A 19,399-nucleotide genomic window follows, 5' to 3' on the forward strand; every position below is an offset into this window, starting at 1 on the left:
TTGAAGCTGAAAATGTGCCGCCTGCGAAACAAGCATTACATTAAATAGTTTAGCAGAGCACCTGCGCTTATATCAATAAGGCATTAGCTGGCCGTCTGTCACCTCAAAGGAGTAGATAGCGGTCAGAAAGGATCCTGTTTAGCGGATCATCATTATAAAGAGTTTTCAAGTACGAAGTTACAAGAAAACCTGCTCTTATGGCCGATGGCTCGGGTCAACTCCTATGCCATCGGCCATAAGGTATCAGTGAGTGCTGGCTAGGGTCTGATGGGCTGTTTCCAGGTAATGTTGCCTCGCTGCCAGGACTGTCACCGTCACGAAAAGTCCTACAAGCAGTATGACGAGCAGACCCTGGCTGCCGGTCAGGGGCAGAATATCCCTGTAGGTAAAGGGCAGGCTCTCAGTCTGAGAGCTGCCTTGGCCCACATCCCAGGTGATATTGACTGTTGTTTGGCCTGCCTTGAAGGCTGGGGTATAGAAGGTCCAGGTATTCCATGATCCCCATGTGTCGGCTGTGCTGCTCCGGGTCAGTTCAAGAACCGATGCAGTATGCGGATCCGTGCCGACTGTGGCCGAGCTGATGGTCAATTGCGGCGGGCAGACCAAGGTGGCCGCCTTGACTGAGTCGCTGTCCAAATTGGTGCCGAGCTGCTTGCCGCCATTGTCACCCCAACCGTAGGCCATGCCGTCGGAGTCGATGGCCAGGACTTGGCGCTCGCCTGCACTGATCTGTATGGTGCTACCGTCCTTGCTCACCAAAACGGGGGATGTGCTGATGGATCCTGAGATGGAGACATTGCCCAGGGCGTTTTGACCGTTGTTGCCCCAGGTGTAGATTCGCCCTTTGTCGTCAATTCCTGCGCAGAACCATCCTCCGGCGCTGATCTCGGTGGGTTTGAATCCATCGCTGCCTCCGTCGGGATCGGCCACCGCGGTTGGTATTGCGGCATCATTGGTGTCTCCGGTACCCAGTCGCCCATCGGTATTCGCACCCCAGGCGTAGGCTTTGCCGTCTCTGCCAATGGCCAGGGAGTGCGAGCCTCCTGCGCTGACCTGAGTGGCGAAGAATCCCGTTGACCCGTCCTCGTATTGCACGGGTGACGATACCGACACAGGAGTGGCCTGTGAGGATTTGGCATTGTTGCCCAGTCTACCGCTGTCGCCGTATCCCCAGGCGTAGGTTTGCCCGCTTATGCCGATAATCAGAGAGTGCTGATATCCCGCACTGACCTGTCTGGCCTGGAATCCAGGACTGGTGGCGCTTGCGTTGACGGCTACTGGAGCAGGGGCATTTCCGGTCGTGTTGCCGTCGCCCACCTGTCCGCCGTTGCTCCTGTCTCCCCAGGCGTAGACCTGATGATCCTTGCCGATGGCCAGGGAATGATAGCCTCCTGCACTTACCTGGGTGTATGCGAAGTCGGTACCTGCGTCGGATGGCTTCTTCACTTGGACGGGCGTCTTGCTGCTGTCCTTGCTGCCGTTACCGAGCTGTCCCCTGCTGTTGTCTCCCCAGGCGTAGGCGTTGCCGTCACTGCCGAGTGCCAGCGAGAATCCATATCCAGCGCTTACCTGAATGTAGGCGAAGTCGGTACCTGCGTCGGATGGCTTCTTCACTTGGACGGGTGTCTTGCTGCTGTCCTTGCTGCCGTTACCGAGCTGTCCCCTGCTGTTGTCTCCCCAGGCGTAGGCATTCCCGTCGCTGCCGACAGCCAAGGAATGGTTTTTGCCTGTACTGACCTGGGCGAAACGGATGCTGCGCTGTGAGGGTGGAGTGATGGTGACCTGGTATCCGCCAGTGGACGGACTGACGGTTGGGTCGACGGTCATTGGGGTCGAAGGCGTCCAGTGTGCGACCAGGGTCAACGGGTCTGTGACCGGCTTGCCGAAGTCGTAGGCCACATTGGAACTGCCGTCAGCCGCTTTGACGAACCACCCGTCGAACAGGAAGTCCGTTTTGGCCACGGTCTGTCGGGGTACCAATTCGCCTTCCTCGATGTCCTTGCTCGTCCATGCAGCTCCAGTGCCTCCCTCAGGGTCAAGCGTTATGCGTTTCTTGGTCCGATCGAAGGTGTAGTCGAACTGCTGTGCCTGCCTTGAGTCTCCGGTATCGTCGGCAATAGTCCATGTGATGGTGAAGCTGGAGGGGCCGTAGGGGTACGCGGGCGTGACAAAGGTCCAATCCTGGTTTGTATCCCAGGTGTCTTTGCCTGTCTGGGTCAGATTCGTGGCCGGCTTGGTGCTGCTGGCCATGGTGCCGAAGATGACCTTAATCAGGGTGATCTGCGGTGACTGTGTGGTGCCGGGCACTGAGGTCGCTCCGGTTCGTCCAAGCTGGTTGTAGTAGCTGTATCCCCAGGTGTAGAGCAATCCGTCAGACCCGATGGCCGTCTGGTGATGGCTGGAGGTGGACACTGCGGAAGCCTTTATTGACTGAGCCAGTGTGATGGCTTTCGGATTGGTTTGCCATGCCGTATTATCGTTCACACCGTTGCCCAGCTGGCCGTAACCCTCCTTGCCCCAGGTAAAGATCCTTCCGCTGTCATCTATGGCTTCCGATCCATCGTCGCCTGCGCTGAAGGCGGTGATGTTGACAGCATCGGCTCCGAAACTGATCGCGGTGGATCCTCTCGTACTGACATTGGTATCTGTGGTGGAGCCGATGGCGGTGCCGGAACCCCATCCATAGAGGTCATGATCCGTATCCAGCGCCAGCACGTGCTGGTAGCCTGCGCTGATGGCGATATAGAACCGGGTATCAGGCTGTCCGGTGTCCAGGTCTTGGACACGTGTCGGTGTCGGACTGTCATTAGGGGCGCCGTTGCCAAGCTGCCCCTTGTCGTTCTGGCCCCAAGTCCAAGCGTGGCCTTGACTGTCCAGGGCCGTGCCCGAGGTAAATCCTGCGCTGATGGCGGTGATGTTAGACAGCGCCGTGACCTTGGTAGGGGTGGAATGGCTGTCATAGTTGCCGATGCCGAGCTGGCCGTAAGTGTTGTCGCCCCAGGTGTAGACCGTGCCGTCCGAGGCCAGGGCCATGGCATATGCCCGTCCTGCGCTGATGGCGGTGATTTTGGCATTGTCTGTCTGTGCTTTTACTGGTTCGTTGGAATTATCGGTAGTGCCGTTGCCGAGCTGTCCCTTGCCGTTGCTGCCCCAGGTGTAGACCGTGCCGTCCGAGGCCAGGGCCATGGAATAAGCATCCCCGGCGCTGACGGCTATGAAGATCTTTCCTTTTATGGCATCATTTTCGGTGATCCGCACCGGCGTTGTTGCCGTGCCTGAGTCTTTGCCGTTTCCCAGTCCGCCGCTGGCCTGATTCCCCCAGGCGTAGACGTGTCCGTCAGAACCCACAGCCAGGGTGTGGTAGCGCCCGGCGCTGGCCTGGGCAAATCTCACTGCTCTGGGCTTGGGGGGAGTCAGGGTGATTTTGGAGCCCCCGGTGTCGTCGCCATGGAGGGCATCCGAGGTCTTCCATTTCATGTCTGACGAAGACCAATGCGCTTTCAGATTCAGTGGCCCGGTGACCGGACTGCTGAAGTCATAGGCCACATTGGAACTGCCGTCTGCCTCTTTGACGAACCAGCCGTCGAACAGGAAGCCTGCCTTGGTGACGGTGGGAGGCGAGGCCTGCTTGCCTGCGGTGACGAACTGGTCCGAGGCCGATGAACCCCCGTCCGAATCAAAGGTGACCTTCTGGGCAGTGGGTGTGAATGTATAGTTGCCAATGCTTTGCCCCTGTTGTGCAGCACCGCCAATGGACCATTGACCGTCGTTGATCCTGATCTTGGTGGTTCCGTAAGTGTGGTGCGGGGTAGTGACCGTCCATGGGGTATTTGAACTCCAGGTGTCGTCGCCTGCTGAAGTTCGGCTAATCGGGCTGTTGGTGTCGGTCTTTGCTACATCTGTCCTGCCAAAGGTCACCTTGGCCAGATCTATCTGGGGTGGGCCGACCGCTGCAGGCTTGGTCTGCGAACCGCTTTGAGGTCCCTTGCTGCCCTGTCCCAGCTTGCCGCTTTTCGCTTCCCCCCAGCTGTAGGGGAGCCCGTCCGAGCCGATGGCCAGGCTGTGCCGGCAGACATCGAATGCGGCGACTGTGACGCCTGTCAGGCTCACCTCGGTCATAGTTGATTTAGGCTTTGTGGTTCCGTCGCCCAGCTGACCGCTGGAATTGCTTCCGAACATATACAGGCTGCCCTCGGAGTCGACCACCGCAGAGGAGTAGTCCCCGGCGCTGACCGAGACAGGCACCGCCGCTCCTGTGGGCAGACTTACCTGGCTTGGATAGAAGGAGTGAACGCTGTCGGCATTGGCGTCATTGCCCTTGGTCAGCGGATAGCCCCAGTAGTTCACGTTGCCTGTATTGCTCAGTGCCAGGACGTGCAGGTACCCCGCATCGATGTCGGTGTAGACAGTGCTGTCTGCGGCACCGGTCGAGTCGCCGAGAATGCGCTCAGGAGTGTAGACATTGGAACCGCTGCTGGTACCGTCCATCGTGCCGATGCTGAGCTGGCCGCCCTGGTTGCGTCCCCAGGCGTAGGCATGACCTTGGCTGTCCAACGCCGTTTGGAAATCATATCCGGCACTGATGGTGGTGAAGGTGACGCCGGATGGAGAGGCCACCGCCGCGGGTGAAGGGTTGACGTTGACACCCGTGTGCCCGTTGCCAAGCTGGCCGTATTGATTGTCTCCCCATGTGTAGATCGTCCCGTCCGAGGACAGGGCCATGGCATGCCAGTATCCGGCACTGATGGCGGTGATGGTGGCGTTGAGATTCGCCTTTACCGGCACTGAGGAATCCGTGGTGGAGCCGTTGCCGAGTTCACCACGGTCGTTGTTGCCCCAGGTGTAGACGGTGCCGTCCGAGGCCAGTGCCATGGAGAACGTGGTTCCCGCGCTGACGGATACGAAGATCTTTCCCTTGATAGCGTCATTCTCGGTGATCCGAACCGGCGTGTTTCTGTTGATTGTGGTGTCGTCGCCGAGCTCACCCCTGCTGTTGTCTCCCCAGGCGTAGACGTGGCCGTCCGAGCCTACGGCCAGGGTGTGATCGTGGCCGGTGCTGACCTGTGCGAATCTGACCCCTCTGGGCTTGGGGGAAACCAGGGTGATTGCCGAGCTCCCGGTGTCGTCGCCGCTGACGTCGGCTGTCGTCCACTGGGCGTCGTTGACCGACGACCAATGGGCCGTCAGCGACTGCGCGCTGGTGACCGGCTTGCCGAAGTCATAGGCCACATCGGAGCCCTTCAGGAACCATCCGTCAAACAGGTAACCTGATTTGGCGACGGTGGGAGGGGATGCCAGATGGCCTGAGGTTACTGTCTGGCTCAAGGCCGGCGAGCCGGACGTCAGCGAGCCCCCGTCAGGCTCGAAGGTAAGGGTATATGAGGATGAATCCCTGGTCTGTGGCGACTTGGCTCTCGGTGAGCTGTTCCTGATGGGTTTGTCTGTCTTTTTCTCACTGAACGGTTGGATGGACTCGAAAGGCGAGGGATTGTTGCTGGCCAGCGGCGATGGTGTGGCGGTCGGAGCAGCGGCCCCGGCCTGTGCTTCGCCGCCCGTCCTGAGCAATGGACTCACGCTGCTGTACGGGCTGGGAGAGGGCGTTTCCGTGGTAGGCGAAGGTGCCGTATCGCCTGTGGTTGCGTATGCGCCTGTTGATGCTCCGATCAGCGCCAGCCCTATCATGGCTGTCAGCGTCATCAGTCTGCGGATGCCATGAGCATTCCCCATTCGATTCTTCCTCCCCAAACGTGCCGATTCCCCAGGTCGTAGCCCCAAAATCTGCGTCGGTGCACACTAAAATAAAGTCCCTCTATAACTTCTACTGTAGCATTGCAATCTTCGAGCAGTTCATAGTGTCGTGATCAGGCCCTTGCAGGACAAATTCGTTGCAAGAGGCATGCCGTTGATTGTGGAAGCCGCACTTTTTGTATGAGCGCCGAAGGTTCGATTGGCATTGCGGATTGCCACGATGGTTGCACTGATAACGGCCTTGTCGCCAGTGACGCCGACAAAAAACCGGGGCGGTGCCTATGGCTGAACCGCCCCGGTTGCATTGGGAATTGTGTAGCCTACTTGCGAGGCTTCTTGGCGGGGGGCTCGCCCAGCTGGCTGGTGGTCACACGGATGCCCGCCTCATCCTCGCCGGCTCCCGTCGCCTCGGACTGAGCGGTCTCCTCGACCAGATCCAGATCTCCGGTGACCCTGCCCGCTTCGGCTATGTCGTCCAGGGCGGCCTTGACGGCTTCCAGGCCCTCCGGCGCCACGCTCAAGGAGGCTGAGAGGATGGGGGTCTTCATGGAGACCTTGGCCTCGGACTTGATCCGCCGCAGGGAGGCCAAGGCCGTGCCTGCCCAGGCCAAAAGAGCCGGATCCTGGCCCTGGGCAGCTGCCCGATAGGATTCCGGACGTGGCCAGGAGGCGCGGTGGACCGATCCGTCCCCCTGGTGCATCCACTGCCAGGCCTCTTCGGTGGCGAAGGGCAGGAAGGGTGCCAGGAGACGATCCAGAGCATCCAGGACCAGCCCCAGGGTTGTGCGGGCGCTCAGCACCTGGGCCTCGTCAGGGGTCCTGCCGGTGGCATCCGCGGTCCCATAGGCCCGGTTCTTGGCCAGCTCGATGTAGTTGTCGCAGAAGTCCCAGAAGAAGGATTCGGTCACCTCCAGGGCCTTGGAGTGCTCGTAGGATTCCAAGGCCCTGGTGGCCTGGTCGATCACCTGGGCAAGGCCGGCCAGAACCGCGCGATCCAACGGGACCGTGACGTCAGCGGGGTTCCAGGTGGCCTCCGCTGACCGGGTGACCTTATGGTTCTCATCCTCCCGACCGATGGCCAGGGCGAACTTGACGGCGTTGAGGAGCTTGACGGCCAGGCGGCGGCCGATTTTCATCTGCCCCTCATCGTAGGTGGCATCCAGGCCCAACCGGGCGCAGGATGCCCAGTAGCGCACAGCGTCGGCTCCATACTTCTTGATGGGTTCGTCGGGCACCACCACATTGCCCTTGGACTTGCTCATCTTCTTATGGTCCGGGTCCAGGATCCACCCCGACAGAGTGGTGTCGCTCCAGGGCAGGCAGCCGTTCTCCAGGTGGGCGCGGTCCATGGAGCTGAAGAGCCAGGTGCGGATGATGTCCTGGCCTTGGGGGCGCAGGTCCATGGGGAAGGTGGCCTTGAAGAGGGCCTGGTCCTGTTCGCCCGGCTCGGCCCAGTGGGTCACGATCTGGGGGGTCAGGGAGCTGGTGGCCCAGGTGTCCATGATGTCCTTCTCGGCCGTGAAGCCGCCAGGCTGGTCTCGCTGGGATTCCTCGAAGCCCTCGGGCACATCAGTGCTGGGATCGATGGGGAGCCTGTCCTCGGCCGGGGTGATGGGATGGGCGTAGTCGGTCTCGCCGTTCTCCTTGACCGGATACCAGAGGGGGAAGGGGACTCCGAAGAAGCGCTGCCGGGAGATCAGCCAGTCGCCGTTCAGGCCCTCGACCCAGTTGTTGTAGCGCACCCGCATGAAGTCCGGGTGGAAGTTGAGCTCCTTGCCGCGCTCCAGCAGCTCCTGGTTCAGTTTCTGGTCGGTGCCGCCGTTGCGTAGGTACCACTGGCGGGAGGTGACGATCTCCAGAGGCTTGTCGCCCTTCTCGTAGAAGTTGGTCATGCGCTTGGTGGGCTTGGGCTCGCCGTCCAGGTCGCCGGACTCGCGCAGGGCGTCCACGATGATCTTGCGGGCTGAGAAGGTGGTCTTGCCCTCGGTCTGCTCGAAAATGCGCCGCCCGCCCTCATCGGTGATCCAGTCCGGCACGTCCATGACGATTCGTCCGTTGCGCTGGATGATGGACCTGGTGGGCAGATTCAGATCCCGCCACCACTGCACGTCGGTCACGTCGCCGAAGGTGCAGCACATGGCGATGCCGGCGCCCTTGTCCATCTCGGCGGCGGGATGGGCCAGGATGGGCACCTCCACCTTGAACAGGGGGGAGTAGACCTTCTGCCCGAAATACTTCTGGTAGCGCTTGTCATCCGGGTGGGCGATCAGGGCGCCACAGGCCGCCAGCAGCTCAGGCCTGGTGGTCTCGATGTATATCGGCGTGCCGTCCGCAAACCGGAAGGCCACCCTGTGGTAGAAGCCGTCGTACTCGCGCGACTCCAGCTCGGCCTGGGCCACGGCGGTCTGGAAGGTCACGTCCCAGAGCCCGGGGGCCTCCTTCTGGTAGGCCTCGCCCCTGGCCAGGTTCCGCAGGAAAGCCTTCTGTGCCACACGGCGGGGATGCTCGCCGATGGTGTGGTAGGTCTGCGACCAGTCCACCGACAGGCCCAACGACCGCCAGAGCTGCTCGAAGAGCTTCTCGTCCTCGGCGGTCAGTTCCTCGCACAGTTCGATGAAATTCTGACGGGAGACGGGCACCTGGTCCTTGGCGCTGATCTTCTTGCCTTTGGTCCCATGGAAGGGGGGTTTGAAGTCCGGATCGTACTTGAGCGAGGTGTCCACGCGGACACCGTAATAGTTCTGGACCCGCCGCTCGGTGGGCAGGCCGTTGTCGTCCCAGCCCATGGGGTAGAAGACGTCGTAGCCCTGCATCCGCTTGAACCGGGCGATTACGTCGGTATGGGTGTACGAGAAGACGTGTCCGACGTGCAAATGCCCCGAAACCGTGGGCGGCGGGGTGTCGATGGAGTAGACGCCGGAGCGCTCGCGGGTGTTGCGGAAGCGGTAGACGCCGGACTCGTCCCAGTCGCGGCACCACTTTTCCTCCAGGCCATCCACGCCCACCCTCTCGGGCAGGGGGGTCAGATGGGCATTGACGATTCCTTGGTGTTCAGCAGACATACCAGCATTTTATGGACGAACAGTGACAAGGGGCACCGGCCTTTTCACCCCTGGATGCGCAGGTTCCACAGGGGCAGGTAGCGGTCCAACAGAGAGCTGGGCATGCCCTTCAGGCGCGGGGCGGTGAGGACCAGGGGCGTACGCTGATACAGCCAGTCGCTGGGGGAGAGGTCGCTGACCTGTCGGGCAAAGGCCTTCAGCCGCTCGGCATAGGTGTTCTGGTCGGTGCAGTCCGTCACCTGCTTCCAGGAGTTCTGAACATCGACGTTGTCGAAGAGCATGGTGGAGTCGGGGTCGGCGAAGCGGTCGATTTCATCATTGTCCATGACCATCAGGGCCATGTCGTAGTCGCGGCGGTTGAGTACTTGGTCACGGAAGGTGGGCTGATCCACCATGGATACCTGGGTGGGGATGCCTGCTGCTTTGAGTTGTGTGCGCATCAGGTCGCCCACTTGGCTGCCGAATTCGCGTGGATAGACCAGACGTAGACCGTTCTTAAAGAAGGAAGGGCGGTAGTAGGAGGACCGATGAATCGCCTGGGCACGGTCGAAGGGGAAGGCCTGCAGGTCGGGATCGTAGCCGGGGCTCAGCTGGTTGAGCGGTCCGCCCAGCGCCTTGGCCCCGCCTCCCCCCAGTTTGGCGATGGATTCTCGATCCAGGGCGTAGCGGACGGCCTCGCGCATGTGCTGGTCGGACAGCGGGCTGGTTGCTATGTTGTTGAAGGCCAGGACCACATTGTCTGTGCTGGGCGTAGCGGTCGGCGTCCTGTGGGCCTGCGCGGCGGTGGCGGAATCCATGTCCACTACAGCGTCCAGGCGTCCCTGGTCCAGATCCTTGATGGTCTCTTGTGGGCTGCCGGTGTAGCTGAAGATTACCTTGCCGATGGCGGCCTTGTCCGGGCCTTTGTAGGATTTGCTGGCGGTCAGGGTAAGGCTGGTGCCCGGCTGCCAGTCATCCACCTGGTAGGGGCCTGAACCAGCTGATCGAGTGGAATAGTTGACCCTGGCCTGGCGGTCGTAGACTATGCCTGCCCGACCGCTCAGGGCGGTCAGCAGTCTGGCGTTCGGGCTCTTCAGACCGATCACCAGTGTGGCATCATCGGGGTTGGTGACCCTGGCCAGTCCGTCCAGATCCCGATGGCCCTGGTACTGATGGTCGATGATCTGGTGCAGGGACCAGAGGGCATCCTCCGAGGTCAGGCGGCGGCCGTCGGCGAAGCGGGCGTCATTGCGCAGATGAAAGGTATAGAGCAGGCCGTTTGCGGAGATCTCCCAGTTCTGGGCCAGGCCGGGCGTCGGCCGACCTTTGGCGTCGGGCCTGGTCAGGGTCTGGTAGACGTTGCCCATCAGGGCCTGGTCGGTGGCGCGTCCTGGTTCGGTGCGGATGTCCAGGGAGACGGGGGCCTGGCGGGCCCGGATGCGTACGATTCGGCCTGAACCCTCCTGGGCCCAGGGCAGCCGCCAGCCTCCTTGGCCTGTCACCAGCGGCCAGGCCATATAGGTGCCCGCGGTCAGGACCGCCAGTACCAGGAAAAAGATGATTCCGGATCTGATTTGCTTGTGTCTGCCGCGTGCCATGGTCTCGATTCTACCGAGAGGCTGGTCCGGCCAGGAGCTCGGCGCTGGGGCATGTTTCGGCCAGGGGGCAGTGGAGGCAGTCGGGCTTGCGGGCGTGGCAGGTGGCCCGGCCATGCAGAATCAGCCTGTGCGACAGATTGGTCCAGTCCTCGGGCGGGAAGCAGTCGCAGATCTCATGCTCGATCTTCACCGGATCGGGGTGGGTGCTGCGCCAGTCGGTCCGCCAGCGCAGACGGCCGGTGACCCGGGTGACGTGGGTGTCCACCGGGAATCCGGGGATGTTGAAGGCATTTCCCAGGACCACGTTGGCGGTCTTGCGCCCCACGCCGGGCAGGCTGGTCAGCTCCTCCATGGTCTGGGGGACCTTGCCGCCGTAGTCTTCGGTCAGCATCAGGGAGAGCCCCAAGAGGTGGCGGGCCTTGGTATGGTAGAAGCCCACCGGGTGGATGATGGCCTCCAGTTCGGCAGGCTGGGCCTGGGCCATGGTCGCGGGGTCGGGGTAGCGCTCGAAGAGTTCGGGGGTCACCGAGTTGACCCGCTTGTCGGTCGTCTGGGCGCTCAGGACCGTGGCAACCAGCAGTTCAAAGGGGTTGCGGAAGTGCAGGGCGCAGACCGCCTCGGGAAAGACCTGGCAGAGGATGCGGTACTCCTCGTGCATGCGGGCCAGGCGTCGGGCCTTGCTTTCCCTGCCCTGAGGGCGCTTTCGATTTGATGATGCATCAGTCACTATGATTGGTTTTCTTCTTCTGGGAATCCTGGGATTGTTCCGACTGGCTGTCCTTTTGCTCGGCTGGGTCTGGGCCGGTCTCGGCATCCGGCTCGGGCTTGGGGACTGAGGCCGTCCGTGCCGACGAGGGCGGATCGAACCGGTAGCCCACGTTGCGGACCGTGCCGATCAGGTGCTCGTACTCACTGCCCAGCTTGGCCCTGAGCCGCCGCACGTGCACATCCACCGTTCTGGTGCCGCCGTAGTAGTCATAGCCCCAGACCTCCTGGAGGAGCTGGGCTCTGGTGAAGACCCTGCCTGGATGCTGAACCAGGTATTTGAGCAGCTCGAACTCCTTGTAGGCCAGGTTGATGGGACGGCCGTGGATTCGGGCCGTGTAGCTCTCGGTGTCCACGACCAGATCACCCGAGCGGACCTGACCGGTAGGTACCTGATCTTCCACCTCTTCCGGCTGGGTATCAGGCTTGAGCGTCGGTGTTACGCGCTGGCAGACCAGACGCAGTCGGGCCTCGACCTCGGCCGGGGACGCGGACTGAATGATGACGTCGGCCACGCCCCAGCTGGCATTGACCACAGTGAAGCCGCCCTCGCTCAGAATAAGGATGATGGGCGTGGACAGGCCCGAGGCCCGGGTCAGGTTGCAGAGGGTCTTGGCCTCGGCCAGGTCGTCGCTGGCGTCAATCAGCAGCACGGTGTCCTCGGGCATTCTTACCAGGGAGGCGGCATCCAGGGGCAGGACGCGCACCCGATGGGAGAGCAGGGCCAAGGCTGGCAGAACCGATGCCGGGTCCTCGGCGCAGGTCATCAAGGTCAGATCCGTCACGGGGGTACCTTCTTCCCTGTCCGTTCGTCCATAGCGGGGGTGGATTCGTTGAACAGTCGTCATCATTGTACAATCGGCCCGTCACAGGGGCTCTGAGTTCACAGGATGGCCTTGCCCTAGGATGTGACGTATGGCTCCCCGACGGGGACAGGCAGGAGGACCCATGGCGCAGACCGTAAAAGAAACCCGGGATGGGCACGCGCCCGCCCTGACGCAGTTGCTGGCCCTGGCGGCCCTGATTCTGCCGGGAGTGGCGACGGGCTTGCTGGCCGAGCCCCGGGTCGCTCGAGGGGTGCAGGCCGTTCTGGTTCTGGCGCTGGCATTGGCCATGCTGGCCTCTTGGCCACTGGTCGGCCAGGGCATACGACCCGGTCCAGACCGGGCTGTGTTCGGTCTGCTTGCCTTGGCAGCTCTGGTGCCGACCCTGGCCGTGCAGGGGCCTGGTGCCCTATGGGCCTGGCTGTCGACTGCGGCATTCCTGCTGGCCCTCCTGGCCGTATTCATGTTCGTTCGGCAGATGCTGCGTCGGGACCGGCGGATGGTCATCCGTGGCATTTCTGCAACCGCCATGGGCGGGGTGACCGCTGTCGCCGCCTCGGGGTGGGTCTTTCTGCCGGAGCTGGTCAGAGGCCTCCATCCCGACCTGATGCCGATTCTGGTGGTGCTAGTGGCCTTGCTGCTGCTGGTCGGGCTCATGACCTCGGGTTACCGGTGGGCCCAGGAGGCAGCTGATCGGCGTGGGGCCGTAGGTCTGGCGCTGATGTCGGTTCTTCTGGCCGGATCCATCGTGGTTCTGGCCGCTATGGTCTTGCAGACGACGTTCTGAGTCAGGCATTCATCAGGTGGTCCAGAAGGATCTGGATGCCCATGACGATCAGAATGATGCCGCCGGCGATTCTGGCAGGCTTGCGCCAGCGGGACCCGACCGCGTATCCGATGCGCAGCCCCAGAATGGAGGCCGCAGCCGTCACCAGCCCGATGACCAGTGCGGATAGCCAGATGTTGATGCCCAGCAAGGCCAGGCCTGCGCCCACGCCGAATGAGTCGATGCTGGTGGCGATGGCTGCGGGGAGCATCTGCCGCCAGGAGAAGCTCTCCTCGCCGTTCGCTCCCTCCTCCTCGCCATAGACGCCCTCGCGGATCATGTTGACCCCGATGGCTGAAAGGATACCGAAGATAATCCAGTGATCCACGGCGGCCAGGGAGTCCTGCAGCATGGAAGCGGCGAAGTAGCCCAGCAGGGGCAGCAGCGTCTGGAATCCGCCGAACCAAAGTCCGACCAGCCAATGATGGCGGGCCCGCAGTCGGTCCACGGACAGTCCCTTGCTGATGGAGACGGCAAAAGCGTCAGAAGATACACCTAAAGCGATAAACAACAATCTCAAGAACACGGCATTCCTTGAAAGGGTTCATCCCCGGTGGGATGGGCCTCGACCAGGTCTCCTCAAACCCGCCTACGCCTCGGGAGCGTCGAGCGCGGAACTGCCGATTGGAGTCGGCTTTGAATTCGTTGAATGCCGTTCACATGCTACGCCATAACAATATGGACATAGATTTTACCTGTCAGCGCTGGAACAATCAAGCATGGGATGAGGCCGGACGGCCCTGCTCAATGAGCCTTGGTCACCGTCAGGCTGTCTCCCGATGCGTGGATGGCGCTATTGGTCCTGGTAGGTGACGGCGTAGAACTCGCCGTTCTGGTATCGGGCCATGTACACATCGCTGACCTTGTGGATGCCCTGCTTGGCCAGTTGTTCGTCAAGCCAGTCCTCGTCCCGTCCCATGGTGTCAAGAACGTCGGGATTGACCCGCCCGTCCATGACCACCGGGTAGCGCACGTCCTTGTCGCCCTCGGAGATGATGGTCAGGCCGCCGTTCTGCTCGACGATGCCCCGCTTGACGTCGCGGATGTCGTTGATGCCCTTGGTGCGCAGCTTGAAGTCCACCTCCTTGGCCGTCAGATTGACCTTGAGGCAGTTCTGGACCAAGAGTCTGCCGTTCTTGATGATGGTGACCGGTTCGCCGTCGATGTACTTGCCCACCGCGTGGATGTGGGTTTTGGCATACCGGGTGATGAGGATCAGTGCCGCCCATATCAGCAGGATGACAATGTACTGGGCCATGGAAATGCTGTCGCTGTAGATGACCCCGCCGATGATGCCGCCCAGGACGTAGTTTTGCAGCTGGTCCATGGGCGAGGTGGGCGCCAGGTTCCCCTTACCGGTCACGTTGATGAGCAGGGTGATGAAGAGCAGCCCGACAATCAGCTTCAGGGCCACGTTGACGTAGAAATTGATATCCATGGGTCACTCTCCGATCACGGTGATGTCTGGGTGGTACAGGTCGGCGCGCTGCAGCAGGAACTCGGAGCCGGAGCTGTTGAATACCAGGGTGTAGTAGCCCTTGGGGGTCTTGATGATCATGTCGTTGTTGCGCGAGGTGTCGTTGATGCAGATCCTCTCAGGATCGACCTTGAGCTTGGCGGCGGACTTGTCGATGACCGTGGTCAGCTGTCCGCTCTGCAGGCTGGCCGTGCGCAGATTGGTGTAGTCGCTGTACTGGATGGCCGCCGCCAGCAGGAGCAGGGTGGCCAGGATGATGGACAGATCCTTGTACTTATGGTTCCAGCGATGGCGGGAGTACATGAATAGGAAGAAGAGGAAGGCCAGGGCCAGAAGGACGACCACGATGATCCTGATCATGGTCCAGTTGGTCTGCCCGCCCTTGAGGTATTGGTACGTATAGAAAGTCATAGCCGCTCCTACCCTTGCGCGCGCACCCGCAATTCGCAATCGTAGACGGCTGGAGGCGTTTTGGGAGGATTTGGGCATGCAAAACCCCGGTTCGGGCGCTCGATTGGGCCCTTGCCGGGGTGGTTGAGACCGCTGGGCGGCCTTGAGAGGTCAGTGCTGGGCGGCCAGGCGCTCGCGTGCAGCCTTGATCTGGGTCTCGGCGGCCTCGGCGTTGGTCCAGTAGTCGCCGGGCATGACCTCCTTGCCCGGCTCCAGGGCCTTGTACTGCTCGAAGAAGTGCTTGATCTCCTGCTTGTGGAAGTCGGAGACGTCGTCGATGTCCTTGATGGCGTCGAAGCGGACGTCGGCGGGCACGCAGAGGACCTTGTCATCCCCGCCGGCCTCGTCGACCATGTGGTAGAGACCAACGGCGCGGCATTCAACGATGCAACCCGGGAAGACCGAGTCGGGAATCATGACCAGGGCATCCAAGGGATCCCCGTCCTCGCCCAGGGTGCCATCGATGTACCCGTAGTCATCGGGGTAGCCCATGGAGGTGAAGAGGGTGCGGTCCAGCCTGATATGGCCGCTGTCGTGGTCCATCTCGTACTTGTTGCGGGAGCCCCGGGGGATCTCGACCAACACGTCGAATGTCTCTGCCATTGTCCTGTCTCCTTTTCGGTCTGGACGGCATAGGTATGTCTCATACACAGCATAACCGTCCCGCGGCACATTCGACCACAGTCTCCCGCTCACGCACCTATATGCCCGTCGGTCGCTCATACTCAAGGCATGGGCGGGTGAAGAGTGAGGACGAGTATGAACAAGCATAGATGGATCGGCCTCTTGGCGGCTCTGGCTGCCCTGGCGACCCTTGCCGGTCCGGCGGCCCCGGCCATGGCTGGCGGAGGATCAGGTCATGCCGGTGGCAGACCAGTGCCCCCCGGCGGCCAAAAGGTCCGGCTCTGGCAGGGTTGGGCCTACAAAGATGATGACCAGGGGGCTTTTGGTGGCTATGAGATAGGCAGCGTAGACAGGGCGTTCTCCCAGATGGGTGTGGTGGACGGAGGCAATGCCACCACGGCCCGGGTCAAGCGACAGGCTCTGGATGAGGCCAACGGCAATTGCCAGGCGCGTTTTAACGAGGCCCATGCCGACCAGTCCGGACAGGGCCACTGCCGGGTGACCGGCGTGGGCGTGGTTGCCGGCTACCGTGGATCCCAACGTATCTTTGACGGGATCTCCGTGGCTATTCACAAGCTTTGGATGGATAACTGGCGTAGCCAGGTGGCCAACAGCACCTTCAGCAACCGTGGGGTGACCTATCGGACCAGCGACTCCTTCTGGGATCAGTCCAAGGACAATCTGGACAAGTTCGCTGACGAGTATGCAGGCAACGAAAAGGGCATCTCCCTGGTGGTGATCATGCTCAACGACTACGAGCCCAAGCCGGCCGATCTGCCGCCGAATCCACCCGATAAGCAAGTGGATCGGGACACCAGCGCGGATGGGATGACCAATCGCACCCATATCGTCACTGGAACCGGTCGGGGCGGTCGCGAACTGACCTTTACCGATGTCTTCAACCCTCAGGGTAAGCAGTACCGTATCAGCGGTCAGCATGTCAGAGACCAGACCAGCGGCGAAGACCTGACCGACCAATTCGTTTTCAACACCGCCGAAGGGACCAGGCCGCCTGGTGACCGGGCCACAGCGACCTGGAAGGGCGGGACCCTGCCAGAAGAACACCGCTGGGCATGGCAATTGGATGTGACTGTCGACCGGCCGGAGACCGGGGTGATCCTGGACCAGGGGGAAGTCCATTGGAAAGGCAGCGCCCGTGAGGTTGACCAGTCGACCCCTGAGCGCCGTACACCCACCTGGAAACCGAGGCCGGACAAATCCTGGATTCTGCGAGACACCCCCACGGGGGCTTGGAAGAGTGTCATAGACCCCCAATGGACTAACGGGACCGGTGCTGACAGACACGTCTTTCTGGACGGCGACCGGGTGGGGTCGGTGGTCAACGCCACTGTCGAAGCCCATCTGATTGAGGCCCCTAAGGTTTTCGCCCTGACTGACGACTGGAGCGCTGCCGACTATCTGGTTGATCAGGATGGGGCTCGGGCCATTCGTGTCTTCATGGCCAGGGCCAAGGCGGATGCAGACGGGCACTATCGCCGCAGCAGCGTCGGAGACATCGTGACCAAGGGCAGGGATGTGACCGACCGTTTCGAGATCAGCGTGACAGGCACTCGGGCGCGGGCCCAGGCCAAGAGCGGGTGGCTGAACGGCCTCAAGGGGATGGAGGACCCTGTGCAGGTCACCATGCTGGTTCCCTTCACGGTCCGATTTGCCAACGGCGGTGGTGCGGCCAAGGTTCGCAAGGATCTGGGCGGAACACCCGACCAGGAGCTGACCTTCTGCAAAGCGCCTGACGGCCATGGCAACCAGGGCGAGGCCCTGACCAATTCGGGCTCCCAAACGGTCAACACGCAGAGTGTACGGACCAACAAGCCAGGCATCTGCGGATACCTGCCTCCGGTGCGCAAGGATGTCATCTCGGAGGCCGGCCAGGGCGGTCAGCAGGCCAGTGTTGATGGCAAGGTGGTCTTCCCTGGTCAACGGTTGGAGTATCAGCTGGATACCCAGCCCAGCCTGCCCGACAAGCTGGCCTATCCTGTCGAATCAATCATCCTGACGGATGTCTATGACCGCTGGTTTTTGCCCGACAAACAGACCCTTGAGGTGACTGACCTGCAGAGCGGAGATGTCATCGCCAAGACCGGATACGTCACAAATTGGAAGGACAAGGACCATAGCCTGCGGGTGACCATTACCGACCCCGCCCGTATCGGCCGGTGGCGGGCCGGGGGCAACCCCAGAATCCGTCTGCGCTTCGAGGGCAGGGTTGACCCCAAGGCCCCGACGGATCATCGTGTGGGCAATCAGTGGGTGCTGACGCTGAACAACTCGCTGACTCCCTCCAACCAGGTGAGCAATCCGCCGGCTGACTTCCATCCTTCAAAGAGCGATGTCAGCACGCATGATCCAGGCATCAGCATCGATGGCAAGGTGCTTTTTGTGGGCGACCGTGGTGTCTATCGGATCAGTCTGGACGCCCGCCGAAAAGACACCGCCTATCCGGTCTGGCGGTTGGGCATGACGGATGCCTACGACGTTCGTCACCTGGATATCGATCCCAAGGGCATCGAGGTTCTGGGTTCCGATGGCCGTGATTACACCAAGACCTTCAACATTCAGGTAAAAAACGGTACAGTCCTGGTCTTCGCCAAAACCGTTGATACCTATGTTCCGGCCACAGGTGTGACCCTTAAAGGGGATCCCCAGCCTGCCGACCTGGCTGCCTATGCTGCTGCCCGAGGTCATAATCCCCTTAGAGAGCCTGCTATTGACCAAGGGCTGCTGGGGCGCACCTACAATCTGGTTCTGCCCTACACGGTCATCCGTGCGGAAACCGGTCACGTGGTTCGCAATCAGGCGACTCAGATCGTCAACGACCTGCATAAAGCGACCAACGTGGTCGCCAATCCGGTCAAGCCGCTCAATCCCGCCAAGGATGTGGTAGTCGCAGTAGGTGGAGGAAGCGCTCATGGTGGCAGTATCTACCGTGACCGACTCTTCCTCTACCGTCTGGACTCCAGTCTGCTGCCGGCCGGACGTGCCTATCCGCAGGTGAAAACCTGGCGGATTGAGGATCGGCTGAACCCAGCGGTGGATCGGTTCACCGGCCATTGGGCCGTCTACGCAACCCAGGACCTCTACGGGAATGGGCGCATCCTGATTCATCATGGACAGATCATGGCTGGTTCAGACATGTCCGCAGATATCCATGGCGGTCCTTTGTTTACGATGACCGCAGACCCTGCAGGTCTGATCAAAGTGGAGGCTACATCGCGGTATCTGGCCCTGGTCAGCGCTTCAGGCGACCGCCCGGTCGGTTGGAGGGTCTACCTGCAATGCAGGCGGCTGAAGAAGGTGGAGCGTCATGAGAACCGATTCACTGAGTTCTATCAGGACAAGACCCTGGTCTCCAACACGGTCTGGACCAGAACGCCCGATATGACACCGGCCCTGCATATTGAGAAGTTTGATCAGGCAGGCGGTATGCCCAAAGGGGATCGGGATCAGCCTGAGCAGGCTCTCCGGACTCACGACGATGTCCCCATCGTCTTCCGGATTACCAATGATTCTCCTCGCGATCCCAGCGATGGGACTGGAGCAATCTTTCCTGCCCGCCAGCTGCATTTGGAGGATCAGACAGTCGTGGGTCGGGGACGGGTGACCGGGATCCGCTATCCCGATAATTGGTCAACCCTTATGCTCCGTCCTGGCCAGTCAGTGGACGTGCATGCTACGGTGACGGGCATATCAGGTCGGCACACCGACAGGGCCAGGGTGATCGGCAGTCCTCTTGTGCCTTGTCCTGTAGAAGCTGAGGCGTCCCTTCCTGAAAGGGAAGATGCCGACAAGGCTTCTCTACAGCCTGATTCCCGGGGCGTGATGGTCGATGGCCGTCTGCTGTGCTCGGATCGGGCCGTCCGTTCCAATAGCGACGATTGGAACGCCCTTGGGGAAGCACTGCCCAAAACCGGGGCAGCAGTGGCTCTTCCGCTGGCCATCGTTGCAGCGGCGGTCGGGACCGGCTCGCTTCTCTCTGGCTTGGTCAGGCGGGTGTCTAGGGTTCATGGGAGGCGGCAGTGACCGCC

General features: G+C 61.5%; 11 protein-coding genes. 2 read left to right on the plus strand and 9 right to left on the minus strand.

Features of this window, described 5'->3' with window-relative positions; all coding sequences use genetic code 11:
* Positions 1–243: 243 nt before the first annotated feature.
* The 5 genes from H3V04_RS07715 to H3V04_RS07735 form a co-directional block, all read right to left on the minus strand.
* The gene (locus tag H3V04_RS07715; RefSeq protein WP_198187890.1) at positions 244–5,727 is read right to left on the minus strand and encodes an InlB B-repeat-containing protein; all 5,484 of its coding nucleotides are present in this window, start codon (positions 5,725–5,727) and stop codon (positions 244–246) included.
* A 341-nt stretch (positions 5,728–6,068) separates the two neighbouring features.
* Positions 6,069–8,810, minus strand: coding sequence for a valine--tRNA ligase (gene valS / locus H3V04_RS07720; protein ID WP_198177223.1), 2,742 nt, complete (start codon positions 8,808–8,810; stop codon positions 6,069–6,071).
* A 44-nt stretch (positions 8,811–8,854) separates the two neighbouring features.
* Entirely contained in the window at positions 8,855–10,387 is a 1,533-nt protein-coding gene (locus H3V04_RS07725; protein ID WP_198177224.1) for an ABC transporter substrate-binding protein, read from the minus strand.
* Positions 10,388–10,397: 10 nt separating this feature from the next.
* Complete coding sequence (gene nth, locus H3V04_RS07730; RefSeq protein ID WP_198177225.1) at positions 10,398–11,045, minus strand: endonuclease III; 648 nt, start codon at positions 11,043–11,045, stop codon at positions 10,398–10,400.
* Between the two features lie 61 nt (positions 11,046–11,106).
* Positions 11,107–11,937, minus strand: a complete 831-nt coding sequence (locus tag H3V04_RS07735) for a response regulator transcription factor (RefSeq protein WP_198187891.1) — start codon at positions 11,935–11,937, stop codon at positions 11,107–11,109.
* A 163-nt stretch (positions 11,938–12,100) separates the two neighbouring features.
* Between H3V04_RS07735 and H3V04_RS07740 the strand changes: the two genes are divergently transcribed.
* Positions 12,101–12,763 carry a hypothetical protein gene (locus H3V04_RS07740; protein ID WP_198187892.1) on the plus strand — a complete coding sequence of 221 codons (663 nt, stop codon included), beginning with the start codon at positions 12,101–12,103 and terminating at the stop codon, positions 12,761–12,763.
* A gap of 1 nt (position 12,764) precedes the next feature.
* Here the strand turns inward: H3V04_RS07740 and H3V04_RS07745 are convergent, their stop codons facing one another.
* From H3V04_RS07745 to H3V04_RS07760, 4 genes are all read right to left on the minus strand, one after another.
* Positions 12,765–13,328, minus strand: coding sequence for a manganese efflux pump MntP family protein (locus H3V04_RS07745; RefSeq protein ID WP_045924898.1), 564 nt, complete (start codon positions 13,326–13,328; stop codon positions 12,765–12,767).
* A 267-nt stretch (positions 13,329–13,595) separates the two neighbouring features.
* Positions 13,596–14,240: a DUF421 domain-containing protein gene (locus H3V04_RS07750; protein ID WP_198187893.1), complete on the minus strand. Its 645-nt coding sequence runs from the start codon at positions 14,238–14,240 to the stop codon at positions 13,596–13,598.
* Between the two features lie 3 nt (positions 14,241–14,243).
* Positions 14,244–14,690, minus strand: coding sequence for a DUF3290 family protein (locus tag H3V04_RS07755; protein WP_198183078.1), 447 nt, complete (start codon positions 14,688–14,690; stop codon positions 14,244–14,246).
* 150 nt (positions 14,691–14,840) lie between these two features.
* Positions 14,841–15,332 carry an inorganic diphosphatase gene (locus H3V04_RS07760; RefSeq protein WP_015022497.1) on the minus strand — a complete coding sequence of 164 codons (492 nt, stop codon included), beginning with the start codon at positions 15,330–15,332 and terminating at the stop codon, positions 14,841–14,843.
* 156 nt (positions 15,333–15,488) lie between these two features.
* Here H3V04_RS07760 and H3V04_RS07765 point away from each other — a divergent pair, with 156 nt between their 5' ends.
* A complete protein-coding gene (locus H3V04_RS07765; RefSeq protein ID WP_198187894.1) occupies positions 15,489–19,394 on the plus strand; it encodes an LPXTG cell wall anchor domain-containing protein in 3,906 nt (1,301 codons plus the stop codon).
* Positions 19,395–19,399: the final 5 nt, after the last annotated feature.

This window comes from Bifidobacterium sp. M0353 (assembly GCF_016100645.1).
Taxonomy (GTDB): Bacteria; Actinomycetota; Actinomycetes; order Actinomycetales; family Bifidobacteriaceae; genus Bombiscardovia; species Bombiscardovia choladohabitans.